Origin of the sequence: Paraburkholderia kirstenboschensis (assembly GCF_904848585.1) — a bacterium.
GTDB lineage: Bacteria > Pseudomonadota > Gammaproteobacteria > Burkholderiales > Burkholderiaceae > Paraburkholderia > Paraburkholderia kirstenboschensis.
Genome location: NZ_CAJHCR010000008.1, coordinates 75,532 through 100,346, shown reverse-complemented (window position 1 = coordinate 100,346; position 24,815 = coordinate 75,532). Strand labels below are relative to the sequence as shown.

The window sequence follows — 24,815 nt, the reverse complement described above, 5'->3', positions numbered from 1 at the left end:
TCGGCGTAATCGACGAAAGAACCACGGCCGCGCCCCTGTAGAGCAACCTTTTGGCGGCCGCATCATGTAACGCGGCTCGAGAAAGCCGGGCAAACGTCAAACAAAGGCGAGAACCCGGCCAACGCGTGAACCGGCCCTTACATTCATAAAGGTTGTGCGACGTTTATTGCGTCGCACCAGCTCTGCTCCTGGCTGCACGCGAATCTCTGCGTGCCGGGAACCAGTTGTAACAACAACGGTTTATTGTCAGAAAGATGAACGCACAACTATTTCACGCGGAATCGACTTAACGCTTTATGCGGCGCTATGCTTCGCGAATATCATTAAACGGTCGTATTAAATTGACGCACAGTCATCGGTATATATTACGGTTTTATCGCTTGAATTCCGCAATTAATCCCGCAGCGCCTTATCTGGCGGGCGTTACAACCTGAAACACTTTGTTACGGCGCTCCTTTGTTTATTCGCCCACAATGCCCTCAACGGTTTCAACACGGATGTGGCTGCGTGCATGGTGTGAGCGGATACGATGCACTTGCCGGTCGGCTTATGCCGAAGCCCTGTGAAGGGGCATCCCTGCTGGGACCGTAGTCGACGCCGGGTCGTCGTCTCAGTCGGTTCCTACATTGGTCTCCTCGCGCTAACCCCGTAGCGTGTGGTTTTTAGCGGGCTCCAGGCCCGCTTTTTTTTCGTCCAGCCAAACGTTTGCGCACTGCAAAATGGCATGTTTTACATGCTTTTAGGCGCAATTTGCTGTTTAGCGGTGTATGCGATAGTTGCCGTCGGCCTCACCGACGTGCGCAAGCCGCTCGCAAGCGAGCAGCCTCGCACTGCCGCCGTCATGCCTCGGGCGAGGCACGTCAGGCCGTCTTCCCTTCCTGCAACTTCAGTTCGCTGATCATGCGCTCACGCATGACGAACTTCTGCACTTTGCCTGTCACCGTCATCGGCAGCTCGTCGACGAAGCGGATGTACTTCGGCACCTTGTAGTGCGCTATCTGACCATTGCAGAACTGCTGGATCTCTTCAGCTGTCGCCTGTTCGCCTGGACGAAGCACTACCCACGCGCACACCTCTTCGCCGTATCTGCTGTCCGGTACGCCGAACACCTGCACGCTCTGGATCTTCGGGTGGCGGAAAAGAAACTCCTCGATCTCGCGCGGATAGATGTTCTCGCCGCCGCGAATCAGCATGTCCTTGAGACGACCGACGATGTTGCAATATCCCTCGGCGTCGAGCGTAGCAAGGTCGCCGGTTCGCATCCAGCCGTCCTCGATACTTTCACGCGTTTTCGCCTCGTCGCCCCAATAGCCTTGCATTACCGAATAGCCGCGCGTGCACAGCTCGCCGGTCTCGCCCACCGGCACGATGTTGCCTAGCGGATCGACAATTTTCACCTCGAGATGCGGTTGAATGCGGCCCACGGTGGTGGTGCGCTTGTCGAGCGGGTCGGTGGTCGAACTTTGGAACGAGACAGGGCTCGTCTCCGTCATGCCGTACGCAATCGTGATTTCGTTGAGGTGCATTCTCGACACGACCTTCTTCATCGTCTCGATCGGGCACGGCGAGCCCGCCATGATGCCAGTGCGCAGATGTGAGAGGTCGTAGGAGTCAAAGTCCGGGTGATCCAGTTCGGCTATGAACATGGTGGGCACACCATGCAGCGCCGTGCACTGCTCTTGCGCGACGGCCGCGAGTGTCGCGGCGGGGTCGAAAGCCTCGCCTGGAAACACCATGTTCGCGCCCACCGAGACGCACGCGAGGACCGCGAGCACCATGCCGAAGCAGTGATAGAGCGGCACGGGAATGCACAGCGCGTCCTGCTCGCTCAGGTTCATGGCCATCGCGATATAGCGCGCGTTGTTGACCACGTTGCTATGCGTAAGAGTCGCCCCCTTTGGATTGCCCGTCGTACCACTGGTGAACTGGATATTGATCGCCTCGTGGCACGAGAGCGTCGCGCCGATCTCGTCGAGCTTTGCGACGTCGAGGGTTGCGCGCCCCTGCTCGATGACGTCCGAGAACGTGAGCATTCCGGGCGTTTCCGTGTCGCACATGCGAATCACGTAACGCAGATCAGGCAGTCGTGCCGCGTGCAGATCGCCGGGCGCGTGCGTCGCAAGCTCGGGCGCGAGTTGCTGCAGCATTTCGAGGTACATCGACGTCTTGAAGCGCTCCGCCGCGACAATCGCCTTGCAGCCCACCTTGTTCAACGCGTACTCCAACTCCGCGAGCCGGTAGGCCGGATTAATGTTGACCAGCACCGCGCCGATGCGCGCGGTCGCGAACTGCGTCAGCAGCCACTCGACCCGGTTCGGCGACCAGATGCCGACGCGGTCGCCCTTCACAATGCCCAGTGCCAGGAAGCCGGCGGCTAATATGTCGACTTCTTCGGCGAACTCTTTCCAGGTCCACCGGATCCGCTGCTCACGAAAAACCACCGCAGGCCGGTCGGGAAAGCGCTCGGCGGTCCCGCGCAAAAACTCGCCGATGGTCGCTTCGCTCAACGGAATGTCTGTCGATCCGCGGACGTACGAAAGTCCGTCTTTCGGTTCGATGATTGCGCCTTCGCCTGACACTTGCGTTGCCATGGTGCTGTCTCCGTGAGCAGATCGCCCTACTGAAATGAATTTGAAACCGATTGTGCCACCGGCGCGTGCCCGTACGGCATCAAGTCTTACCCGCAGCGGCCCGGCGTATTGGACGGCTGTCAGTTCTTTGCCCTCGCCGGGACGGCCTCACAATCTCGCTGACCTTTCCGTAAACGTCAAGTGAAGGCCAAAAAAAAGCAGCCACGCGGGCTGCCTTTTCTCTGATACGTGTTGCTTAGCTCTGACCGCGCAGCTTGCGCAGACGCTGGATCGCAGCAAGCTGAGCCGTCGCGTACGCCAGTTCCGCCTGAGCGGTTGCGTATTCGAGGTTCGAGCCGGTGTTCTGCAGCGCTTCTTCCGCACGTTTGCGCGCGTCTTCGGCCTTGGCTTCGTCGAGATCCTTGCCGCGAATTGCCGTGTCGGCGAGAACCGTCACTGCACCCGGCTGGATTTCGAGGATGCCGCCAGCGACGAACACAAACTCCTCGTCACCGTTCTCAGCTTCGATGCGCACTGCACCCGGACGGATCCGGGTGATGAGCGGCGTGTGGCCCGGCAGAATGCCGAGTTCACCTGCTTCGCCCGGCAGCGCGACGAACTTCGCCTGGCCCGAGAAGATCTGCTCTTCCGCGCTGACGACGTCTACTTTAATGGTTGCCATAAGTGTCGACTCCTGTGGCGACCAGGGTTAGCGCTTTAGCGCTCACTCTGGCCCCGTGCAAGGCTGGGTTAAGCGTAGTGAGAGGCACCGGCTTTGCGGACAACTACTGTTGGCAGTCATCACGCGCGAGGCCGGCGCCCGCTTCGTTACACCCGACCTTTACTGGATCTTCTTGGCCTTTTCAAAGGCTTCGTCGATCGTGCCGACCATGTAGAACGCTTGTTCCGGCAGGTGGTCGCACTCGCCTTCAACGATCATCTTGAAGCCGCGGATCGTTTCCTTCAGCGGAACGTACTTGCCCGGCGAGCCCGTGAACACTTCAGCAACGTGGAACGGCTGCGACAGGAAACGCTGAATCTTACGAGCGCGCGCCACGGCGAGCTTGTCTTCCGGCGCGAGTTCGTCCATGCCCAGAATCGCGATAATGTCGCGCAGTTCCTTGTAGCGCTGCAGCGTTTGCTGAACGCTGCGCGTGATCGAGTAATGCTCTTCGCCGATCACGTGCGGGTCGATCTGACGCGAGGTCGAATCGAGCGGGTCCACTGCCGGGTAGATACCCAGCGAAGCGATGTCACGCGACAGCACGACGGTTGCGTCCAGGTGGCCGAAAGTCGTAGCCGGCGACGGGTCGGTCAAGTCGTCCGCAGGGACGTACACGGCCTGAACCGACGTGATCGAGCCGGTCTTGGTCGACGTAATACGCTCTTGCAGCTTGCCCATTTCTTCAGCCAGCGTCGGCTGATAGCCCACTGCCGACGGCATACGGCCGAGCAGTGCCGACACTTCAGTACCGGCCAGCGTGAAACGGTAGATGTTGTCGACAAAGAACAGCACGTCGAGGCCTTCGTCACGGAAGTGCTCAGCCATCGTCAGGCCGGTCAGTGCGACGCGCAGACGGTTGCCCGGCGGCTCGTTCATCTGGCCGTACACCAGCGCGACCTTGTCCAGAACGTTCGAGTCCTTCATTTCGTGATAGAAGTCGTTCCCTTCACGGGTACGCTCGCCAACACCGGCGAACACGGAGTAACCACCGTGTTCCTTAGCGATGTTGTTGATCAGTTCCATCATGTTCACGGTCTTGCCGACGCCGGCGCCACCGAACAGACCGACCTTACCGCCCTTGGCAAACGGGCAGATCAGGTCGATAACCTTGATGCCGGTTTCGAGCAGTTCGGTCGACGGCGACAGTTCGTCGAACGCCGGAGCCTTCTGGTGAATGCCGCGAACGACGTCCGAGTTGATCGGGCCGGCTTCGTCGATCGGGCGACCCAGCACGTCCATGATGCGGCCCAGCGTCGGCTTGCCGACCGGCACGCTGATCGGATTGCCGGTGTTCTTGACGACCGTGCCACGACGCAGACCGTCCGATGCACCCAGACAGATGGTACGGACAACGCCGTCGCCCAGCTGTTGCTGGACTTCGAGGGTCAGTTCCGAACCTTCGAGAATGAGCGCGTCGTAAATCTTCGGCATGTCCGAACGCGGGAATTCCACGTCGATCACCGCGCCGATGCACTGTACGATCTTGCCTTCTACCAAAGCAGTAGTACTCATCGCTTTTCCTTTAGATACTCAATTCTTCACTCGCGCAAAGGCGCTGTTTCGATGGAATCGCCCAGACCGGTTGCCTGGACGGTGCGCCACGGGGGCGCACGCAAGGCGACATGCCTGACCGTCAAGGTCAGACGGCCGCCGCGCCACCGACGATTTCCGACAGTTCTTTCGTGATCGCGGCCTGGCGGCTCTTGTTATAAACAAGCTGCAGTTCGTTGATGACCGTCTTCGCATTGTCCGAAGCGGCCTTCATTGCGACCATACGGGCCGACTGCTCCGACGCCATGTTCTCCGCGACGGCCTGATAGACCAGCGCCTCGACATAACGCACCAGCAGTTCGTCCACCACTGCCTGTGCATCCGGCTCGTAGATGTAGTCCCACTGGGTGGTCGGCGTCGCGCCCTGCTCTTCCTTGCGCTCGAATTGATCTGCCGCCAGCGGCAACAGTTGCTCGATCACCGGCTCCTGCTTCATCGTATTGACGAAGCGCGTGTACGCGAGATACACCGCCGAAACCTTGCCTTCCGAGTACAGGTCGAGCTGAACCTTCACCGCGCCGATCAGCTTTTCCAGATGCGGCGTATCGCCCAGCTGCACGACATTCGACACCACCTTGGCGCGCAAGCGGTTCAGGAAACCCAAGCCCTTGGTGCCGATCGCAGTTGCTTCGATCGTCTTGCCCTGGCCTTCCAGTTCCTTGAACTTCTGCAGCGCTGAACGCAGCACGTTGGTATTCATGCCCCCGCACAGACCCTTATCGGTCGTGACGAGGATGATGCCCGCCGTCTTCGCGCCTTCGTTCGACACCATGAACGGGTGACGATACTCAGGGTTCGCACGGCTCATGTGCGCAGCGATGTCGCGGACCTTGTCGGCATACGGGCGAGCAGCGCGCATGCGCTCCTGAGCGCGGCGCATCTTCGATGCGGCCACCATCTCCATCGCTTTCGTGATCTTGCGCGTGTTTTGCACGCTCTTGATCTTGCCGCGAATTTCCTTCATTCCAGCCATTGCTTGCTCCTTGTCGGCCCGAGTTAGTGCTTCAGCGCTTACTCGGGTCCCATGCAAAGCGATCGAAGCGGCGCGGGAGCATTCGCATGCGGCCCGCGCCGCTTCAAGGTCCGTTTATGCCTTGCGGATCACTCGCAGATCAATAAGCGCCGGACTTCTTGAAGTCTTTGACGGCCGTGTGCAGCAGGCCTTCGTCGTCCTTCGAGAGTTCCTTGTTGTCTTCGATGCGCTTGACCAGGTCAGCGTGGCTCGACTTCAGGTATTCGCGCAGGCCCTTTTCAAACGGCAGGACTTGCGAGATTTCGAGGTCGTCGAGGTAACCGTTGTTCGCTGCGAACAGCGAAATGGCCAGTTCCCACACTTGCAGCGGCTGATACTGCGGCTGCTTCAGCAGTTCCGTCACGCGGCGACCGCGCTCCAGCTGCTTACGCGTCGCTTCGTCGAGATCCGATGCGAACTGCGCGAACGCCGCGAGTTCACGGTACTGCGCGAGGTCGGTACGGATACCGCCCGAAAGCTTCTTCACGACCTTCGTCTGAGCCGCACCACCCACGCGCGACACCGACACGCCGGCGTTAATTGCCGGGCGGATACCTGCGTTGAAGAGGTCGGTTTCCAGGAAGATCTGGCCGTCGGTAATCGAGATCACGTTCGTCGGAACGAATGCGGTCACGTCGCCGGCTTGCGTTTCAATGACCGGGAGTGCCGTCAGCGAACCGCTCTTGCCCTTGACTTCGCCGTTCGTGAACTTCTCGACATACTCTTCCGAGACGCGAGCCGCACGTTCCAGCAGACGCGAGTGCAGGTAGAACACGTCGCCCGGGTAGGCTTCGCGGCCCGGCGGGCGGCGCAGCAGCAGCGAGATCTGACGGTATGCCCAAGCTTGCTTGGTCAAGTCGTCGTACACGATCAGCGCGTCTTGACCGCGGTCGCGGAAGTATTCGCCCATCGTACAGCCCGCGTACGGTGCGAGGTACTGCATCGCAGCCGATTCCGAAGCCGAAGCGGACACGACGATCGTGTATTCCAGCGCACCGGTTTCTTCCAGCTTGCGCACCACGTTCATGATCGACGAAGCCTTCTGGCCGATCGCGACGTAGATACAGAAGAGGTTCTTGCCCTTCTGGTTGATGATCGCGTCGACTGCGACTGCGGTCTTGCCGCACTGGCGGTCGCCGATGATCAGCTCACGCTGGCCGCGGCCAATCGGCACCATTGCGTCGATCGACTTCAGACCGGTCTGGACCGGTTCCGAAACCGACTTACGCCAGATCACGCCCGGAGCAATCTTTTCGATTGCATCGGTCTTCTTCGCGTTGATCGGGCCCTTGCCGTCGATCGGGTTGCCGAGTGTGTCGACCACGCGGCCGAGCAGTTCCGGACCCACCGGCACTTCCAGAATGCGGCCCGTCGTCTTGACGATGTCGCCTTCCGAAACGTGCTCGTACTCACCCAGAATCACGGCGCCGACCGAGTCGCGCTCGAGGTTCAGTGCGAGACCGAAGGTGTTGCCGGGGAATTCGAGCATTTCGCCCTGCATCACTTCCGACAGGCCGTGAATACGCACGATACCGTCGGTCACGGAGATCACGGTGCCCTGGTTGCGAACGTCTGCGCTCGCTTCAAGGCCCTGGATCCGGCTCTTGATCAGCTCGCTGATCTCAGAGGGATTGAGTTGCATTATTCGCTCCTGATAGTCAATTCTGTTGCGTGCCAGCCGCTTCAGCGCGAGGCGCTTCAGGCCGTCAGAGCCGTTTGCATGCTGGCAAGCCGCGCGCGGACCGAGGTATCGAGCACTTCGTCGCCGACTGTCACGCGCACGCCGCCGATCAACGACGAGTCGATCTCGACCGTCGGCTTCAGCTTGCGTTTGAACTTGCGTTCGAGACTTGCGACGAGGTCGTTCAACTGCGCGCCCTCGAGCGGGAATGCGCTGACGATCTGCACATCGGCCGCCCCTTCGCGGGCGTTCTTCAACTCTTCGAACTGCACGGCGATTTCCGGCATCAATTGCAGGCGATGGTTGTCCACCAGCATTTGCACCAGATTCTTCGCTTGCGCGTTGTCCTTGAGCGGCGACTTGACCGCAGCCAGCAGCAGTTCGCTGACCTGGGCGCGGCTTACTTTCGGGCTCGAGGCGATCGACAGCACTTCGGGCAGACGCGCAACCTGTGCCAGCTCCTGCACGAGCGTGGACCAGGCGGCGATGTCACCAGCTTCGGCCACGCCAAACAGCGCTTCTGCGTACGGACGGGCGATGGTTGCAAGTTCGGCCATGATCAGAGCTCGGCTTTCAGTTGATTCAGCAGGTCAGCGTGCGCTGCCTGGTCGACTTCGCGCTTCAGGATCTGTTCAGCGCCTTTCACCGCGAGCGCGGCGACTTCACCGCGCAGCGTTTCGCGCGCCTTCACGACTTGCTGGTCCGCGTCGGCCTTCGCTTGCGCGATGATGCGAGCGGCTTCAGCTTGTGCTTGAGCCTTGATTTCGTCAGCGACTGCCACGGCGCGCTTTTCCGCGTCAGCAATACGCTGCTGACCGTCGTTGCGAGCCTGAGCGAGTTCCTGGTCGACGCGCTTGTGAGCGGCTTCCAGTTCTGCCTTGCCCTTTTCTGCAGCCGACAAACCGTCAGCGATCTTCTTCGAGCGCTCGTCGAGGGCGTTGATCAGCGGCGGCCACACGAACTTCATCGTGAACCACGCGAGGATCAGGAACACGACCATTTGCGCAAACAGGGTTGCGTTGAGATTCACGGTGTTTCCTTAAACGTTGCTAGTTCGGAAAGTGAAACGGCAAGGCGCTCATCGATTCTGTGTTCGATCAGCGCCCGAGTGCCCGTTCCGCCCTGCGCCTTTACCAGTTATAGCTCAGGCGCAAACTTCCGAGGAACCTCAGCCTGCCAGCTTCGCCAGCAGCGGGTTCGCGAACGCAAACAGCATTGCCACACCAACGCCAATCAGGAACGCCGCATCGATCAGACCAGCCAGCAGGAACATCTTGGTTTGCAGCGGGTTCATCAGTTCCGGCTGACGAGCACATGCTTCGATGTACTTGCCACCCATCAGGCCGATACCGATACAGGCGCCGATTGCACCCAGGCCGATGATGATGCCGATACCGATGGCGGTCAGACCCTGGATGTTGGCGATGAAAGCTTGCATGATCACTCCTTTGTGAAAAGTCTTTTAGAACTGGTTGGAACTGGGATTTGAAAAACTACGATTCTTTAACGACAGCGCCGTTTAGTGCGTGTCGTGTGCCTGGCCGATGTACACCAGCGTCAGCATCATGAAAATGAACGCCTGCAGCAGAACGATCAGGATGTGGAAGATTGCCCACACGCTGCCGGCGATCACGTGGCCGATGAAGCCAAGCACCGTCGTGTCCGCGCCGAAGCTCCAGATGCTGCCGAGCAGGGCAATCAGCAGGAACAACAGTTCGCCCGCGTACATGTTGCCGAACAGCCGCATGCCGAGCGAGACCGTCTTCGCGACGAACTCGATGATGTTCAGTGCAAGGTTCGGGATCCACAGCAGCGGATGCGCGCCGAACGGAGCGGACAGCAGTTCGTGCACGAAGCCGCCGGCGCCCTTGATCTTGAAGTTGTAGTAAATCATCAGCACGAACACACCGAGTGCGATGCCGATGGTGCCGTTCAGGTCGGCAGTCGGAACGATGCGGTGGTGCGGGATGACTTCTGACAGACCAAGCCAGCCGATCACGTGGCTCGGCAAGTCGACAGGAATAAAGTCGAGCGCGTTCATCAGCGCGACCCAGACGAACACCGTCAGTGCCAGCGGCGCGATGAAAGTGCGCGTGCCGTGGATCATCGACTTCGATTGATCCTCGACCATTTCGACCAGCATTTCGATCGCGCATTGGAAACGGCCCGGCACACCGGACGTTGCCTTACGTGCAGCGAAGTGCAGGATGAGGATGGTGGCCAGACCGCAAACGATCGACCAGAAAAGGGTGTCCAGATTCCACACATGGATGTCGAAAATCGACGTCTGGTGCCCGGTGGAAAAGTTCTGCAAGTGGTGCGCGATGTACTCGGACGGATCCATTGCGCGCGTGCCTTCGCTAGCTGCCATATCGTTAAAGCCACCCAAATTGTCGAAAATCGTCTTAGGCCGCCCCGCCGCAATACGCTATTGCGGGAACGCGCCGGGTGCGGATCCTGTCTTATCCGCACACTCTCGCCGGCGCCGCGCGCCAGCTTTGAATCCTGGTGTTACCTGTTGCCTCTTCAGCGCCACGCCAAAGCGATCCAATACGTCTTGAGCGCGATGAGATAAGTCACGAGCAGCGGAACCCAGCGTACGTCGTGATACCAGAAGGCGATGGCTACAAACATCGCGATCGTTGTCCCCATCTTGAGCGCTTCGCCGATCATCCAGCTCATTACTGTTTCGGCGCCGCTCAGCGTTCTCAGCCGCGCCGCGAACAATGCAGCCGGCACCCAGCATATCGCCCCTCCCAGGAACGCGGACAGCGCAGCAGCGCCCGGCGGCTCATAGAACAGCCACCACACCAGCGTCGCACCTAGGGACAAGACCATTTGCGCTGCCACGACCCTTAATGGGGTAACGCGCGATGGTCGGTTCACACTGGGACCAAACAGCTTTTCAGCCTCGGCCCGCGTGAGCGGAACGATATTGTCTTGCTCGGCGTCCCACGGTTCTTCATGCGTGACTTGCTGAGCGGTGGACGCCTCCGAAACGGTGCGTTTGTCGCGGTGTTCGTCGCGCCCATTTTTAGGCGCTTGATTCGACGTTTTGACCGCCATCGCAGTGTTCCGAAAGTCTCGTTCCGGTCAGCGAGCTTTCGCTGCGCTTACGGGGTTGCCGTGCAATTAAATCCGGGCGATTGTAAGCGATAGTTGCAGGCAATTCAAGACTTTAGGCCGTTCAATAAACAGTGCGAAACGACTCCCCGCGATGCGAAAAAAGCTTCGGAAGAATGGTCAGCCTGTCAACTGTAAGGCGGTCATGCAAAGGTAATTTCTGCGCGTCCGTTGAACCGTTTAACTGGCAGCAAGCGGTCCATGCAACCGCTCAAGGGGCCGTGTCGAAAATGCAACAGACGATCATGAGGCGGTCAACCCCGCGTGACGCGCCGCTTCTTTTGCGGACTGTTCGCGACAGGCACGCTACCGTTTTCCCGAGTCGAACGCGCGCTAAGCCCTAGGCCACTCGAGCGCCCACTGACTCGAAATTAGTTAGGATTCCCAGATATTTCGTGCCTGCTGTGATCCCTCAAAAACCGGTGCTCAGCCAACCCAGGTCAGCTGGGCCCGGCAGTGTACATGAGCGGCGCTCAAGCACCCTTCCGCGCCGCTCACACCATGGACCTCCGGTCGTCAGAAGCTCAGGCCGTGGCGTTTCCGCGCAACCGCACAAGGATACCCTCGAGCGCATCCAGATCGCCGAAGTCGACCAGCACCTGACCGCGACCGCGTCGGCCGAGCTTGATTTTGACGGTTGCTGCCAGCAGATCGGACAGTTCTTCTTCCAGCCGTCTCGTATCGCGGCCGCCGTCCGGGTTGGCGCGCGCTTTGACCGCTGGAGCCGCCTTCGTGGTCGCCGTCACCAGCTTCTCGGTTTCTCGCACGGACATCCGCTTGTTGACCACCTGATTGGCCAGCGTGATCTGCGTCGCTGCGTCGACCGCCAGCAGCGCGCGCGCATGTCCCATGTCGAGGTCACCAGCGAGTAACATGGTTTGAACCGGTGTCGCGAGGTTGAGCAGGCGCAGCAAATTCGACACGGCGCTACGCGACCGGCCGACCGACTCGGCGGCCTGCTCGTGCGTGAAGTTGAATTCGTCGAGCAAACGCTGAATGCCTTGCGCCTCTTCCAGCGGATTCAGGTCCTCGCGCTGGATGTTCTCGATCAGCGCCATGGCGGCGGCAGCCTGGTCGGGCACGTCCTTCACGAGTACCGGGACTTCTTCCAGACCAGCAAGGCGAGCCGCGCGGAAACGCCGCTCGCCAGCGATGATCTCGTATTTGTCCGCCGACACCGGCCGCACGAGGATCGGTTGCATCAAGCCTTGAGCGCGTATGCTGGCCGCCAACTCCTGCAATGCGCCTTCATCCATGCGCGTGCGCGGCTGATATTTCCCCGCCTGCATTTTGCTGAGCGGCAGCACGTTCGGCGCGCCTTCAATCACCACCGCCTCGGTGATGTCGGCGCTGCCGCCGAGCAACGCTTCCAGGCCGCGGCCCAATCCCTTTTTTCTTGCTACTGCGTTCATCGTGCTTCCTCGATCCGCTTAGGATGCTTGGGGCGCGTCATTCAGTGCGCGCACCCGTTCAATCATTTCCACGCCAAACTGCACGTACGCTTGCGCGCCGCGCGACGCCCTGTCGAATACCACGCCCGGCAGACCATAACTGGGCGCCTCGGCGAGGCGCACGTTGCGCGGAATGACCGCGTCGAACACCTTGTCGCCAAAGTGCTCCTTCAATTGATCGGAGACTTGTTGCTGCAGCGTGATCCGCGGGTCGAACATGACGCGCAACAATCCGATCACCTTCAGGTCGCGATTCAGATTTGCATGCACCTGCTTGATCGTGTTGACCAGATCGGAGAGCCCTTCGAGCGCGAAGTACTCGCACTGCATCGGGATCACTACGCCATGCGCGGCACAGAGGCCATTGAGCGTCAGCAGCGACAAAGCCGGCGGACAGTCGATCAACACGAAATCGTATTCGCCTTCCACTGTCGCAAGCGCGACCTTCAACTGTCGCTCGCGGTTCTGCACGCTGACCAACTCGACTTCCGCTCCCGCAAGTTCGCGGTTGGCAGGCAGCACGTCATAGCCGACGGCTTCGGGCCGCATCCGCGCATCAGCCACCGCGACTCCGTCGACCAACACCTCGTAGACGGTGTTGGCGCACGCTGCCTTATCGATGCCGCTGCCCATTGTGGCGTTGCCCTGCGGGTCCAGATCGATAAGAAGGACTCGCTGTCCCTGCGCTGCCAGGCTGGCCGCCAGATTGACTGTGGTCGTCGTCTTACCGACTCCGCCTTTCTGGTTCGCAACGCAGAAAATTTTTGCCATCGTTGGAGTGTCCCTTTGCTGCTTGAAGAAGTGATTACGTCGTCTATCTGGAACGGCGTCGTACACGCGAGGCGACGCTTAGCTGCCTTCGTCCACAAGAACCGTGACCAGGTGCCGCTCGGCGTCGAGGAACGGCACGTCGAGGCGGACGATCTGCTTCACGTCGGCGCCTGCAGGCAAACGCTCGATTTCGCCATCGGGACGCACGCCCTTCATGGCCATGATGGCGCCGCGCTCCGCCACCAGATGACGGGCCAGTGTAACGAAATCGGCGAGCTCTGCGAATGCTCGGGAGACAATTACGTCGAACTTTGCCGACACTTCGGCGCCCGGCCGCAGCGTTTCCACGCGTCCGGTCACGACCGATAGATTCGTCAGGCCGAATTCGGCCTTCGCCTGCGCCTGAAAGGCCGTTTTCTTGTGAACAATATCGTTCACGGTGACGCCCCAGTCAGGCCGAACGATCGCCAACACGATGCCAGGTAAACCGCCGCCGGAGCCAACGTCTAGCACCGTGCTCGGGTTGCGCTGCGCCAGGTGCGGCACGATCGAAAGCGAGTCGAGTATGTGCTGAATCAACATCTGCCGAGGATCGCGAATAGCCGTCAAGTTGTAGACGGCGTTCCACTTGGCCAGCAGCGCCACATAGTCAAGCAGCTTGCCCAGTTGCGCATCGCTTAGCTCGAGCCCGAGTTCGAGCACGCCTTCGGCGAGAAGTTGTGACAACGCTTCTCGATCGCTTCCCTGCTGCCTGGACGTCATTGCGCCACCGGCTTGCTATCCGCGCCCGGTGCGCCCGTTTTTGCAGGACGGCGGCCCAATCCACGCTTAAGGTGGACCATCAGCAGAGAAATAGCCGCAGGAGTGATCCCCGAAATGCGCGACGCCTGGCCGATGGTTTCGGGACGGAATTGCGTCAACTTCTGCCGCGCCTCGAAGGACAGACCCCTCACTTCGGCATAGTCCAAACCTTCCGGGAGACGCGTACCTTCTTGCGCCTCATTGCGCTCTATTTCGTCCGCCTGCCGGTCGATGTAGCCTTGATACTTGATGCCAATCTCGATCTGTTCCTTGATCTGAGCCAGTAGGACGTCGTCGTCAGCCAACGTGTCGGGCGCGGCGCAAGCACCTTCCCGCAACGCACAGACACCGTCGTAGCTCACGCCGGGTCTACGCAGCAGATCCGCAAGGCTGTATTCGTGGTCGATCGGCTTGCCTAGCAAGGCTGTCGCTTCGTCCCCCGACAATGTTTTGGGGTTCACCCAAGTCGTGCGCAGCCGCTCTGTTTCACGTGAAACAGCATCGCGCTTGCGGCTGAATGCATCCCAGCGGACGTCGTCAACGACGCCAAGCTCGCGGCCAACCTCCGTCAGCCGCATATCGGCGTTGTCTTCCCGGAGACTCAGCCGGTACTCCGCCCGGCTCGTGAACATCCGGTAAGGCTCCGAGACGCCGCGCGTCACCAGATCGTCAACCAGCACACCCAAATAGGCTTGGTCCCGACGCGGGCACCACGCTTCCCTGCCCTGCACGAACAAGCCAGCGTTGATACCAGCCAACAGGCCTTGCGCCGCCGCTTCTTCATAGCCGGTGGTGCCATTGATCTGACCCGCGAAGAACAAGCCGTTGATCACTTTGGTTTCCAGCGACGCCTTGAGCCCACGCGGGTCAAAGTAATCGTATTCAATCGCATAGCCGGGACGCAGGATATGCGCGTGCTCCAAGCCACGCATGGAGCGCACGAGTTCGAGTTGCACATCGAACGGCAGGCTTGTTGAGATCCCGTTCGGGTAGAACTCGTTTGTGGTCAGCCCTTCCGGCTCCAGAAAGATCTGGTGCGATTCCTTTGATGCAAAGCGGTGAATCTTGTCCTCGATGGACGGGCAATACCGTGGCCCCACTCCTTCGATCACGCCCGTGTACATGGGCGAGCGGTCCAGGCCGCCGCGGATGATGTCGTGCGTGCGCTCGTTGGTATGCGTGACCCAGCACGGCACCTGCCGCGGATGCTGCTCAGCGCGGCCGAGAAACGAAAAGACCGGCACCGGGTCGAGATCGCCCGGCTGCTCTTCAAGCTGCGAGAAGTCGATGGTCCGACCATCAATTCGCGGCGGCGTGCCGGTCTTCAAGCGCCCCTGCGGGAGTTTCAGTTCCTTCAGACGCGCTGACAACGACACAGCCGCCGGATCGCCGGCGCGGCCACCTGTGTAATTGTTCAGTCCCACGTGGATCTTTCCGTCCAGGAAGGTCCCCGCCGTCAATACGACGGCCCGCGAGCGGAAACGGATTCCCACCTGCGTAACTGCGCCGACCACGCGATCACCCTCAACCATCAGGTCGTCCACGGCTTGCTGAAAGAGCCACAGATTTGGCTGATTCTCGAGCCGATGTCGGATCGCTTGCTTGTAGAGGAGCCGGTCTGCTTGAGCACGCGTCGCGCGGACAGCCGGGCCTTTGGAGGAATTAAGGATGCGGAACTGGATACCGCCTTCGTCCGTCGCGGCTGCCATGGCACCGCCCAGCGCATCGACCTCCTTGACCAGATGACCCTTGCCAATGCCGCCAATCGACGGATTGCAGCTCATCTGACCGAGCGTTTCGATGTTGTGAGTCAGCAGGAGCGTCTTGTTGCCCATGCGCGCCGAGGCCAAAGCGGCCTCAGTGCCGGCGTGGCCGCCGCCGACGACGATTACGTCAAATTCTGTGGGAAAAAGCATCGCGGATCTCACGCCAGATCGTCGCGTGAGCCTTCATAGAAAAAGTATGGGCGAATTATAACGGGTTCGGTTTCGGCCCGAATTCGGCCGAATGGCTAAGCAACAAAAAAAGCGGCGTGTTTCACGTGAAACACGCCGCTTAAAAGTCGAAAGATAGACTGCCTACGCTGCCTTTTTAGCAAGCCCCAGATAGGTTTCAATAACCCGAGGATTCTGTGCAAGGTCCGACGCCGCGCCCTCCAGCGCTAGCTCTCCGGTTTCGAGAACATAACCGTAGTCGGAAATTTGCAGTGCCGCGCGAGCGTTTTGCTCGATCAAAAGCGTCGCCACTCCCGTCTGACGCAGAGCGCTGATGATGTGAAAAATCTCTTTCACGATAAGCGGCGCGAGGCCCAAGCTGGGCTCGTCCAGCATTAGCAGATCCGGCTTGCCCATCAAAGCGCGCCCGACCGCGAGCATCTGTCGCTCGCCACCGGACAATGTTCCAGCTGCCTGCTTGCGGCGTTCCTTCAGACGCGGAAACAGCTGGAACACCGGCTCCATCTGGTCCAGAAAGTTGCGCTCACCTGCACGCTTGCGTCGATAGGCGCCGAGGACCAGGTTGTCCTCGACGCTCATCGACGCGAAAAGCTCGCGCTTCTCAGGCACCAGACACATGCCGCGAGCCACGCGCTTCTCCACCGGTACCGCACTGACATCCTCGCCCTGGTACACGACCGCGCCCTTCGCATGACCGGTGGTCGGCAACGCGCCCATGATGGCGTTGAGCAGCGTGGACTTGCCCGCGCCGTTTGGGCCGATCACCGACACAATTTGCCCGGCTCGCACCTTGATGGCAGCGCCGTGCAGCGCCTCGACCTTGCCGTATCGGACGGACAAGCCGTTCACGTCGAGAATGGGTGCAGCTGCGTTCATGAGGTTCTCCATTACTCCACTCCGCCGAGGTACGCTTCGAGCACCGCCGGGTCCTGCTGCACCTCCTGCGGCAAGCCTTCGGCGATACGCGTGCCGAACTCCATCACGACCAGTCGATCAGTCAGATTCATTACAAAATCCATATCGTGCTCGACCAGCAACACGCTCATGCCTTCCGCCTTCAACCGGCGCAGTAGATCGGCCAATTGCAGCTTTTCCTGATACCGCAGCCCGGCCGCGGGCTCGTCCAGCAGCAGCAAGGTCGGGTCGCAGCACAGCGCACGAGCGATTTCGAGAATCCGCTGCTGACCCAGCGCGAGGCTTCCGGCTTCGTCGTACATGTGTTGTTCAAGGCCGACGCGGCGAATCTGGCGGGCGGCCTCGGCCATCAAGCGCGCTTCTTCCACGCTGTTCAAGCGCACGATGCTTCGCCAGACGCCTGCATGCCCGCGCAAGTGCGCGCCGATCGCGACGTTCTCCAACACCGTCATGCCGGGCAGCAGCTTGACGTGCTGGAACGTGCGGCCAATTCCTCGCTTGACGATTTCACGTGAACTAAGCGCGTCGATGCGCTCGCCGCGGAAGGTGATCTCGCCGCTTGTCGCCTGCAGCACACCGGTCACCAGATTGAACGTAGTGGATTTGCCGGCGCCGTTCGGTCCGATCAGGCCTATGATCTGCCCTGCTTTGACTTCGAAGCTAACGTCGTTCACCGCTATCAGCCCGCCGAACTGCTTGCGCGCCTTGTTCACCGTCAGCAGGTTCTCGCCGCCCGCCGGCTTGCTGCGTTGCGGCAAAGCTTCAGCCTGATCGGGCAAATGCGCGCGCGGGCCGCGCGGGAAAAAGCGCGCGACGAACGGCCAAACGCCTTGCCGTGCGTACTGCAGCAACAGCACCATCAGAATGCCGAACACGATCACTTCGAAGTTGCCGTTCTCGCCCAACAGCTTGGGCAGCAGCGTTTGCAGATAGTCCTGTAGCACGGTGAGGATTGCCGCCCCGAGCACTGCGCCCCAAACGTGCGACACACCGCCCACCACCGCCATGAACAGAAACTCGATGCCGTGATTCAGGCCGAACGGCGTCGGATTCACCGCGCGCTGCAAATGCGCATAGAGGAATCCGGAAACCGACGCCAGCACCGCGGCGTAGACGAAAATAACGACGCGCATCCACGCCGTATTCACGCCCATGGCTTCGGCCATCATGCCGCCGCCGCGCAAAGCCCGAATGGCCCGTCCCGGCCGGCTATTAAGCAGATTCTGAACCGAGACAACCGCGCCGAGCACGACCAGCCAGATCAGGTAATAGATATGACGGCCCGACTCCAGATCGATACCGAAAACATTCAGCACCGGAATGCCGTTGATGCCGTCGTACTTGCCCAGCATCTCCAGGTTACCGAACAGATAGAACAGGGAGAGCCCCCAGGCGATCGTGCCAAGCGGCAAAAAGTGACCGGAGAGACGCATGGTCACGAGACCGAGAATCAAGGCGATCAGCGCCGTCACCAGCACCCCGGCGATCAGCGCAAGCCAAGGCGAAACGCCGAAGCGCGTCGTCAGGTACGCAGTTGCATACGCGCCGATGCCGACAAACGCGGCCTGCCCGAAACTCGTCATCCCGCCGATACCGGTGAGCAGCACCAGCCCGATTGCCACGATCGAATAGAGGCCGATGTAGTTCAGGAGCGTCACCCAGTACTCGGGAACGTGAATCGGTTGCGGCAACACCGGCAACGCGAACAGGACGACGAGGAACAGCCAGAAGAACTTGTTTTTCATGATCCGTTTCATCGCATCACTCCTCGTCCTCTTCAGCGTGCGGGCTGGCAAGACTGCGCCAGAGCAACACCGGGATAATCAGCGTGAACACGATCACTTCCTTATAGGCGCTAGCCCAGAACGACGAATACGACTCCAGCAGGCCGACGAGGATCGAGCCCGCCGCCGCCAGCGGATAGCTGACGAGCCCGCCGATAATCGCCCCCACGAAGCCCTTCAGACCGATCAGGAAGCCCGAGTCGTAGTAGATGGTGGTCAACGGTGCCACAAGGATGCCGCACAGCGCGCCGAGCCCCGCTGCGAGCGTAAACGCGAGACGCCCTGCTTGCGTCGTACCGATGCCGACAAGGCGCGCACCGAGCCGGTTCACCGAGGTCGCACGCAACGCCTTGCCTGAAATCGAGCGGTCAAAGTACAGATACAGCGCCCCGATCAGCACAACGGCTGTCCCGACGACCCACAGGCTTTGGCCCGAAATCGACAGGCTACCCACGTTGAAGGTCGCGTCCGAAAACGCCGTCGTGCGCGAGCCTTCCGCGCCGAACATCACGAGGCCGAGGCCGACCATCGCAAAGTGCACCGCCACCGCGACGATCAGAAGCAACAACGTGGTCGCCTCGGCGATCGGCTCATACGCGAGCCTGTACACGAACGGGCCCATAGGAATCACGATCAGGAGCGTCAACGCAATTTGCGCGATCATCGGCAATGGGTGCAGGAAAACCCCTTGAGTGATCGCATAAACCGCCACCGGGAACAGCAGATATTTACCGACCAGTAGAGCCAGCGTGCGAGCCGCATGCCGGCGCCGCTCGGCGTGCCGCACGAGCCCCGCCACTTCGACCACGAAGCAGGCCGCGCCCATTGCCATCAGCAGCCAGCAGGTGGCCGGAAACTTCTGTGTTTGCAACGCGGCGAGCGTGAGCGCGCCATACGAAACAAACTCGCCCTGCGGGATAAAGATCACCCGCGTCACGGAGAACACCAGCACCAGCGCGAGCGCAAGCAACGCGTAGATGGCGCCCGTGGTGATGCCGTCCTGCGCGAGGATCGCCGCAATTGATAGATCCATACTTCCTCGTCCTGAAGCGTCTAAATCGAAACTGGAAACAGTCGTGGCGGCGCAACCCGCAGCCGTCCATCGAACTGCAATGCCTGAAAGACGACCGCCGCGCTGGAGCACGGCGCGGCGGTCGGTGCCATTGTCGTCGAACAGAATGGCAATGCGGCGTCATATGCCGCACTTCGCGAGAGGCGCGTACCGCTTTTGTATTAGTCGTTCTGCAGCTTCCACTTGCCGTCGACGATCTGCACGATCACGCGTGCGCGCTTGTCGAGGCCGTTGTGGTCGGTCGTCGTCGTGTTCATGATGCCGTGCGAGACCGGCAGTTCCTTGATGCTTTCGAGCGCGCTGCGCAGTGCCACGCGAAATGCCTCGGTGCCCGGCTGTGCCGTCTTCAGCGCTTCAGGGATCGCACGTTGCAGCATCTGGCCGGCGTCCCATGCGTGACCGCCGAAGGTCGCGACCGAACCCGCGCCATACGCTTTCTCATACGCAGCCTTGTAAGCCAGCGAGGACTTCTTCACCGGATTCGACTCGGGCAACTGGTCGGCGACGAGGATCGGGCCAGCCGGCAGAATTTCGCCTTCGCAGTCCTTGCCGCATACGCGCAGGAAGTCATTGTTGGCGACGCCGTGCGTCTGATACACCTTGCCCTTGTAGCCGCGCTCCTTGAGCGTCTTCGCCGGCAGCGCCGACGGTGTGCCTGAGCCAGCGATCAACACTGCGTCGGGATTCGCGCCCATTGTCTTCAGCACCTGGCCGGTCACCGAAGCGTCCGTGCGATTGAATCGCTCGTTGGAAACGATCTTCAGATTGTGTGCATTGGCGGCGGCGGTAAATACGTTGTTCCAGCTGTCGCCGTACGCATCCGCGAAGCCGATGAAGCCCACCGTCTTCACGCCGTGATGCTCCATGTAATCAGCAATCGCGTCGGCCATCAGACTATCGTTCTGCGGCGGTTTGAAGGCCCACGCACGCTTTGCGTCCATTGGCGAAATGATCGCGGCAGAAGCGGCGAGCGAGATCACCGGCGTCTTACCCTCGGAAGCAGGATCGAGCATGGCGAGAGAATTCGGCGTGACTGTCGAGCCGATAATCGCGTCGACGTGGTCTTCGTCGATCAGCTTGCGCGTGTTCTGCACGGCCTTGCCGGTGTCCGATGCATCGTCGAGGATGATGTACTGCACCGTCTTGCCGCCGATCTCCTTCGGCAGCAACGCAATCGTGTTCTTTTCAGGAATCCCGAGCGATGCAGCCGGCCCCGTCGTGGATAGCGTTACACCGATCTTCACCTGGGCGATGGCGGCGCCCGCGCCGCACATCAACGCCATCGCGATGCCAGTGCGTACCCATTGTTTTGTCTTTGTCATTGCAAGTCTCCAAACGCTGCGAAGCGCGTATCTGTTATCCGACTCGTGGGCCGGGTGTCTGAATCTAGTTATCGGCTCCGGGCGTGCCAAGCATGGTTTTCCCTGCTCAACACGCATGCCTTCGCCGTTTTTATGTCACTCCCTGCTGCCTGCCGTCACTGCCTGCTGCTGCGATTCCTGAGTGCCTCGCCGAACCGGCGTGCACAAAACACTAACATGTTAGTAGTATTGCGTTGCGCGTCATTGACGGTCAATAGACTGCGACCCAAATGCGGGTTTGTCCTGAAGCCGCACAACCACACTTCTCCTGCGACGTGGGCAATAAAAAAGACGCGTCAAACTGCACGCGTCTTTTGTTATGGGGTCCCCTATCGCTTCGCCTTCGCTCAGTCGCCGGACAACTTCCACTTGCCGCCGACAATCTTCACCATTACGCGCGCCCGCTGATCGAGACCGGCATGGTCGTTCGCGCTCATGTTGAAGATACCGTGCGACGCCGGCAGCTCTTTGGTTCCTTCGAGCGCTGCGCGCAGCGCCTCGCGGAATGCCGGCGTACCGGGCTGGCCTTTCTTCAGTGCGAGCGGAATAGCACGTTGCAGCAGCAGGCCAGCGTCCCATGCGTGACCGCCGAAGGTGGACACGGAACCGGCGCCATAGGCGGCTTCATACGCCCGCTTATAGGCGAGCGCGCTCTTCTTCACCGGATTCGAATCAGGCAATTGCTCAGCGACGAGCAACGGGCCGGCGGGCAGATATGTGCCCTCGCAGTCCTTGCCACACACGCGCAGGAAATCGTTATTCGCGACGCCGTGCGTCTGATAGTACTTGCCCTTGTAGCCGCGCTCGCGGAGCGTTTTCTGCGGCAACGCGGCCGGCGTGCCGGCGCCCGCAATCAACACCGCGTCTGGGTTCTGCGACACGATCTTCAATACCTGGCCGGTGACGGAAGCGTCATTACGCGCAAAGCGCTCGTTCGCGACAACCTTGATCTTTGCCAGATCTGCGGCCTTGCTGAATTCCTTGAACCAGCTTTCGCCATAACCGTCTGAGAAGCCGATGAATGCCACCGTCTTCACGCCATGATTGGACATGTGCTGAGCGATGGCAGTAGCCATGAGAATGTCGTTTTGCGGCGTCTTGAAGACCCACGCACGCTTCGCATCCATTGGCTCGACGATGCTGGCCGCAGCGGCCAGCGAAATCACCGGCGTGGTGCTCTCAGCGGCGACGTCTATCATGGCAAGCGAATTCGGCACGACGGTCGAGCCGATCAGCGCGTCGACATGATCTTCGCTCGTGAGCTTGCGGGCGTTTTTGACGGCTTGCGTCGAATCGGTCGCGTCGTCCAGTACGATGTATTCGATCTTCTGACCGGCCACTTCCTTGGGCAGCAGCGCGACCGTGTTCTTTTCCGGAATGCCTAGCGATGCGGCCGGCCCCGTTGCCGACACGGTGACGCCGATTTTCACATCTGCAAATGCATGGCTGCTCCATGCAGCCGAAATGCCCGTGGCGACCAATGCCGCACTGATCCAACGCAATGCCGACTTCATCCCGCTCCTCTATGCCCCGTTAAAACAATTCAGATTAAATTCGCGATTTAAATCCCGACCCAGCGGTCGGTGAATAAGGAGTGTAGCGGCGTGAGCCGCCCGCGGCAAGCACTTTGCAGGGCGGTAGCGTGGGAAAATTGAGCAACTATCGGAGACATAAAACAGTCACCGACTTAGCAAAGGAATTGAATGAGGCAATTCGAAAAACCAAATAAAAAAAGCGCTGTTGGATATCAATCCAACAGCGCTTTCGTGTGGGCACTTAGTGCCTCATGTCTCCTCGTTCTCCACCTGCAAATTCGTGGTGCATCAGAACTGCATGAAGGTTAAACGAGCACCCCGCGTGCCACAACTAGCAATTACCCTAGTGGTGCACTGCGGCACAAAATTGGGGCAAGTTTAACCGGCGTTGCCGCACGATGCGTAAATAAGGGCTCAAGCGAGCTATCGTCGTCATACTGCATGGCAGCGCAATTAGATCGGACGTCGAAGCAATCATTCGTGTGACCGGCATCTCACGCGCGCAGCGGCCGTACGCGCGCGATGATCTCGCCCACGATCCCCCGTCGGAAGGCAAGCACGCACGCAATAAAGATCACGCCGGTCACGATCGTCACCGATTCACCCAGTGAACGGAACCACTCGATGCCCGTTGTCGACGCGAGCGCGCCACCGATATCGCCGAGCCGATCCTCGAGCGCGACGATCAACGCCGCGCCGAGCAGCGGTCCGAACAACGTGCCCATGCCGCCGACAAGCGTCATCAACACCACGAGGCCCGACATGGTCCAGTAAGCGTCGCTCAACGTCTCGAAGCCCTGCACCACGACCTTCAGCGAGCCCGCGAGTCCCGCGAGGCCGGCCGACAGAACGAACGCGAGCAACTTGAAGCGATCGGTATCGTAGCCAAGCGACACGGCGCGCGGCTCGTTCTCCTTGATCGCGACCAGCACCTGGCCGAACGGCGAATGCACGATCCGCACGATCAACAGGAAGGCGAGCACCATCACCGCCAGCACTACAAAGTACAACGCCACATCCGAAGAAAGATCCAGCACGCCAAAGAGCTTGCCGCGCGGCACGCCTTGCAGGCCGTCTTCGCCATGTGTGAACGGCGCTTGCAGGAACACGAAGTAGACCATCTGCGCGAGTGCGAGCGTCACCATTGCGAAGTAGATGCCCTGGCGCCGGATCGCGAAGAGGCCGACGATGAAACCAAGCAACGTCGCCGACGCCGTGCCGGCCAGCACACCCAGCTCGGGCGAGAAGCCGAGCGTCTGCATCGCATAGCCGGTGACATAGCCGGCCGAGGCGAGAAACATAGCGTGCCCGAACGAGAGCAGCCCGGTGTAGCCGATCAACAGATTGAACGCGGCGGCGAAGAGCGCAAAGCACATCACCTTCATTACAAAGAGCGGATAGATGCCGAGCACGGGCACCGCGAGGAGCACCACCAGCAGCAAACCGTACAGTACTTTTCTCTGCATCATTTTTCCTTGCCGAAGAGACCCGCCGGACGCACGAGCAACACGAGCGCCATGATGACGAACACGACGGTCGCCGACGCTTCCGGATAGAACACGCGCGTCAGTCCTTCGATTACGCCGAGCATCAGTCCGGTGAGAATCGAACCCATGATCGAACCCATTCCGCCGATCACCACTACCGCGAACACGGTAATGATCATCGGCTGGCCCATCAGCGGCGAAACCTGGATAACCGGCGCGGCCAGCACGCCGGCGAACGCGGCGAGCGCTACGCCGAAGCCGTAGGTGAGCGTGATCATCAGCGGGACGTTGATGCCGAACGCCTCGACGAGCTTGGGGTTTTCGGTCCCCGCGCGCAGATAGGCTCCGAGCCGGGTCTTCTCGATCACGAACCACGTCGCGAAGCAAACGATGAGCGAAGCCACCACCACCCACGCGCGATAGTTCGGCAGGAACATGAAGCCGAGATTGGTCGCGCCCGAAAGCGCCGACGGCACGTCGTACGGCTGGCCCGAAGAACCATAGATAGAACGGAACACGCCCTCGACGACGAGCGTGAGCCCGAACGTGAGCAACAGCCCATACAGATGATCGAGCTTATAAAGCCAACGCAGCATCGAGCGTTCGATCGCGACGCCGAACAGGCCGACGATCAGCGGTGCAAGCACGAGCATCGCCCAATACGGCACGCCGAAGTATGAGAACCCCATCCACGCGAGCATCGCGCCGAGCATGAACAACGCGCCGTGCGCGAAGTTGATCACGTTCAGCAAGCCGAAGATCACCGCAAGACCAAGACTCAGAATTGCGTAGAACGAGCCGTTCACGAGCCCGAGCAGCAACTGGCTCAGCATCGCGGGAAGCGGAATGCCAAAGATGTCCATTGAAGCCTTAACCCATCGTCAGGGTGAGATCGGTTGTGCGCGATCCGGCCGGCACGCGAGAAGCGCTCATGACGCTGGCCGCGCTCGGCATATGAAAAGAACAGAGACGGACGGCTGCCCGCAGGCGCGCGGACAGCCAGCCGTCAGTCAGCTCTTCAG

At 60.3% G+C, this 24,815-nt stretch carries 21 protein-coding genes; all 21 read right to left on the bottom strand.

The features are described from left to right. Positions 1-860 precede the first annotated feature (860 nt). Positions 861-2,591 carry an AMP-binding protein gene (locus tag JMY24_RS21075; RefSeq protein ID WP_128596044.1) on the bottom strand — a complete coding sequence of 577 codons (1,731 nt, stop codon included), beginning with the start codon at positions 2,589-2,591 and terminating at the stop codon, positions 861-863. Between the two features lie 235 nt (positions 2,592-2,826). Further along, a complete protein-coding gene (locus JMY24_RS21070) occupies positions 2,827-3,252 on the bottom strand; it encodes a F0F1 ATP synthase subunit epsilon (RefSeq protein WP_027799204.1) in 426 nt (141 codons plus the stop codon). A 159-nt stretch (positions 3,253-3,411) separates the two neighbouring features. Further along, positions 3,412-4,806, bottom strand: a complete 1,395-nt coding sequence (atpD, locus tag JMY24_RS21065; protein ID WP_128584478.1) for a F0F1 ATP synthase subunit beta — start codon at positions 4,804-4,806, stop codon at positions 3,412-3,414. 127 nt (positions 4,807-4,933) lie between these two features. Then, positions 4,934-5,818: a F0F1 ATP synthase subunit gamma gene (gene atpG, locus JMY24_RS21060; RefSeq protein ID WP_128584479.1), complete on the bottom strand. Its 885-nt coding sequence runs from the start codon at positions 5,816-5,818 to the stop codon at positions 4,934-4,936. 139 nt (positions 5,819-5,957) lie between these two features. Beyond that, positions 5,958-7,499, bottom strand: a complete 1,542-nt coding sequence (gene atpA / locus JMY24_RS21055) for a F0F1 ATP synthase subunit alpha (protein ID WP_128584480.1) — start codon at positions 7,497-7,499, stop codon at positions 5,958-5,960. 56 nt (positions 7,500-7,555) lie between these two features. Then, complete coding sequence (locus JMY24_RS21050) at positions 7,556-8,095, bottom strand: F0F1 ATP synthase subunit delta (RefSeq protein ID WP_128584481.1); 540 nt, start codon at positions 8,093-8,095, stop codon at positions 7,556-7,558. A gap of 2 nt (positions 8,096-8,097) precedes the next feature. Further along, positions 8,098-8,568: a F0F1 ATP synthase subunit B gene (locus tag JMY24_RS21045; protein ID WP_106284870.1), complete on the bottom strand. Its 471-nt coding sequence runs from the start codon at positions 8,566-8,568 to the stop codon at positions 8,098-8,100. 138 nt (positions 8,569-8,706) lie between these two features. Next, a complete protein-coding gene (atpE, locus tag JMY24_RS21040) occupies positions 8,707-8,976 on the bottom strand; it encodes a F0F1 ATP synthase subunit C (RefSeq protein ID WP_006050844.1) in 270 nt (89 codons plus the stop codon). An 81-nt stretch (positions 8,977-9,057) separates the two neighbouring features. Beyond that, a complete protein-coding gene (gene atpB, locus JMY24_RS21035) occupies positions 9,058-9,909 on the bottom strand; it encodes a F0F1 ATP synthase subunit A (RefSeq protein WP_128584482.1) in 852 nt (283 codons plus the stop codon). Positions 9,910-10,064: 155 nt separating this feature from the next. Further along, positions 10,065-10,604 (bottom strand): ATP synthase subunit I, encoded by a 540-nt coding sequence (locus JMY24_RS21030; RefSeq protein ID WP_128596045.1) that lies wholly within the window; start codon positions 10,602-10,604, stop codon positions 10,065-10,067. 581 nt (positions 10,605-11,185) lie between these two features. Beyond that, on the bottom strand, positions 11,186-12,073 hold the full coding sequence (locus JMY24_RS21025; RefSeq protein WP_128596046.1) for a ParB/RepB/Spo0J family partition protein: 888 nt from the start codon (positions 12,071-12,073) through the stop codon (positions 11,186-11,188). 18 nt (positions 12,074-12,091) lie between these two features. Next, positions 12,092-12,883: a ParA family protein gene (locus tag JMY24_RS21020; protein WP_128596047.1), complete on the bottom strand. Its 792-nt coding sequence runs from the start codon at positions 12,881-12,883 to the stop codon at positions 12,092-12,094. A 78-nt stretch (positions 12,884-12,961) separates the two neighbouring features. Continuing rightward, the gene (gene rsmG / locus JMY24_RS21015) at positions 12,962-13,645 is read right to left on the bottom strand and encodes a 16S rRNA (guanine(527)-N(7))-methyltransferase RsmG (RefSeq protein ID WP_128596048.1); all 684 of its coding nucleotides are present in this window, start codon (positions 13,643-13,645) and stop codon (positions 12,962-12,964) included. After that, positions 13,642-15,600, bottom strand: a complete 1,959-nt coding sequence (gene mnmG, locus JMY24_RS21010; protein ID WP_128584486.1) for a tRNA uridine-5-carboxymethylaminomethyl(34) synthesis enzyme MnmG — start codon at positions 15,598-15,600, stop codon at positions 13,642-13,644. The genes rsmG and mnmG overlap by 4 nt, the downstream gene beginning before the upstream one ends. 162 nt (positions 15,601-15,762) lie before the next feature. Continuing rightward, the gene (locus JMY24_RS21005; protein ID WP_193414766.1) at positions 15,763-16,515 is read right to left on the bottom strand and encodes an ABC transporter ATP-binding protein; all 753 of its coding nucleotides are present in this window, start codon (positions 16,513-16,515) and stop codon (positions 15,763-15,765) included. A gap of 11 nt (positions 16,516-16,526) precedes the next feature. After that, positions 16,527-18,311 (bottom strand): branched-chain amino acid ABC transporter ATP-binding protein/permease, encoded by a 1,785-nt coding sequence (locus JMY24_RS21000; RefSeq protein WP_201702828.1) that lies wholly within the window; start codon positions 18,309-18,311, stop codon positions 16,527-16,529. A gap of 4 nt (positions 18,312-18,315) precedes the next feature. Next, on the bottom strand, positions 18,316-19,371 hold the full coding sequence (locus JMY24_RS20995) for a branched-chain amino acid ABC transporter permease (protein ID WP_128584489.1): 1,056 nt from the start codon (positions 19,369-19,371) through the stop codon (positions 18,316-18,318). A 200-nt stretch (positions 19,372-19,571) separates the two neighbouring features. Next, positions 19,572-20,732: an ABC transporter substrate-binding protein gene (locus JMY24_RS20990; RefSeq protein ID WP_027776908.1), complete on the bottom strand. Its 1,161-nt coding sequence runs from the start codon at positions 20,730-20,732 to the stop codon at positions 19,572-19,574. A 386-nt stretch (positions 20,733-21,118) separates the two neighbouring features. Beyond that, on the bottom strand, positions 21,119-22,285 hold the full coding sequence (locus tag JMY24_RS20985; protein ID WP_128596049.1) for an ABC transporter substrate-binding protein: 1,167 nt from the start codon (positions 22,283-22,285) through the stop codon (positions 21,119-21,121). 515 nt (positions 22,286-22,800) lie between these two features. Beyond that, positions 22,801-23,772 (bottom strand): branched-chain amino acid ABC transporter permease, encoded by a 972-nt coding sequence (locus JMY24_RS20980; protein WP_164853627.1) that lies wholly within the window; start codon positions 23,770-23,772, stop codon positions 22,801-22,803. Beyond that, positions 23,772-24,656, bottom strand: a complete 885-nt coding sequence (locus tag JMY24_RS20975; RefSeq protein WP_020067410.1) for a branched-chain amino acid ABC transporter permease — start codon at positions 24,654-24,656, stop codon at positions 23,772-23,774. The genes JMY24_RS20980 and JMY24_RS20975 overlap by 1 nt, the downstream gene beginning before the upstream one ends. Positions 24,657-24,815 lie beyond the last annotated feature (159 nt).

Excerpts from the sequence above, each read along its gene's own strand:
- JMY24_RS21075 (WP_128596044.1), bottom strand. The coding sequence starts at position 2,591 with ATGGCAACGCAAGTGTCAGGCGAAGGCGCAATCATCGAACCGAAAGAC.
- JMY24_RS21070 (WP_027799204.1), bottom strand. The coding sequence starts at position 3,252 with ATGGCAACCATTAAAGTAGACGTCGTCAGCGCGGAAGAGCAGATCTTC.
- JMY24_RS20995 (WP_128584489.1), bottom strand. The coding sequence starts at position 19,371 with ATGGATCTATCAATTGCGGCGATCCTCGCGCAGGACGGCATCACCACG.
- JMY24_RS21050 (WP_128584481.1), bottom strand. The coding sequence starts at position 8,095 with ATGGCCGAACTTGCAACCATCGCCCGTCCGTACGCAGAAGCGCTGTTT.
- JMY24_RS21005 (WP_193414766.1), bottom strand. The coding sequence starts at position 16,515 with ATGAACGCAGCTGCACCCATTCTCGACGTGAACGGCTTGTCCGTCCGA.
- JMY24_RS21020 (WP_128596047.1), bottom strand. The coding sequence starts at position 12,883 with ATGGCAAAAATTTTCTGCGTTGCGAACCAGAAAGGCGGAGTCGGTAAG.
- atpD (WP_128584478.1), bottom strand. The coding sequence starts at position 4,806 with ATGAGTACTACTGCTTTGGTAGAAGGCAAGATCGTACAGTGCATCGGC.
- JMY24_RS20985 (WP_128596049.1), bottom strand. The coding sequence starts at position 22,285 with ATGAAGTCGGCATTGCGTTGGATCAGTGCGGCATTGGTCGCCACGGGC.
- JMY24_RS20980 (WP_164853627.1), bottom strand. The coding sequence starts at position 23,772 with ATGCAGAGAAAAGTACTGTACGGTTTGCTGCTGGTGGTGCTCCTCGCG.
- JMY24_RS20990 (WP_027776908.1), bottom strand. The coding sequence starts at position 20,732 with ATGACAAAGACAAAACAATGGGTACGCACTGGCATCGCGATGGCGTTG.
- atpG (WP_128584479.1), bottom strand. The coding sequence starts at position 5,818 with ATGGCTGGAATGAAGGAAATTCGCGGCAAGATCAAGAGCGTGCAAAAC.
- atpE (WP_006050844.1), bottom strand. The coding sequence starts at position 8,976 with ATGCAAGCTTTCATCGCCAACATCCAGGGTCTGACCGCCATCGGTATC.
- JMY24_RS21030 (WP_128596045.1), bottom strand. The coding sequence starts at position 10,604 with ATGGCGGTCAAAACGTCGAATCAAGCGCCTAAAAATGGGCGCGACGAA.
- JMY24_RS21025 (WP_128596046.1), bottom strand. The coding sequence starts at position 12,073 with ATGAACGCAGTAGCAAGAAAAAAGGGATTGGGCCGCGGCCTGGAAGCG.
- atpB (WP_128584482.1), bottom strand. The coding sequence starts at position 9,909 with ATGGCAGCTAGCGAAGGCACGCGCGCAATGGATCCGTCCGAGTACATC.
- rsmG (WP_128596048.1), bottom strand. The coding sequence starts at position 13,645 with ATGACGTCCAGGCAGCAGGGAAGCGATCGAGAAGCGTTGTCACAACTT.
- mnmG (WP_128584486.1), bottom strand. The coding sequence starts at position 15,600 with ATGCTTTTTCCCACAGAATTTGACGTAATCGTCGTCGGCGGCGGCCAC.
- atpA (WP_128584480.1), bottom strand. The coding sequence starts at position 7,499 with ATGCAACTCAATCCCTCTGAGATCAGCGAGCTGATCAAGAGCCGGATC.
- JMY24_RS21000 (WP_201702828.1), bottom strand. The coding sequence starts at position 18,311 with ATGAAACGGATCATGAAAAACAAGTTCTTCTGGCTGTTCCTCGTCGTC.
- JMY24_RS20975 (WP_020067410.1), bottom strand. The coding sequence starts at position 24,656 with ATGGACATCTTTGGCATTCCGCTTCCCGCGATGCTGAGCCAGTTGCTG.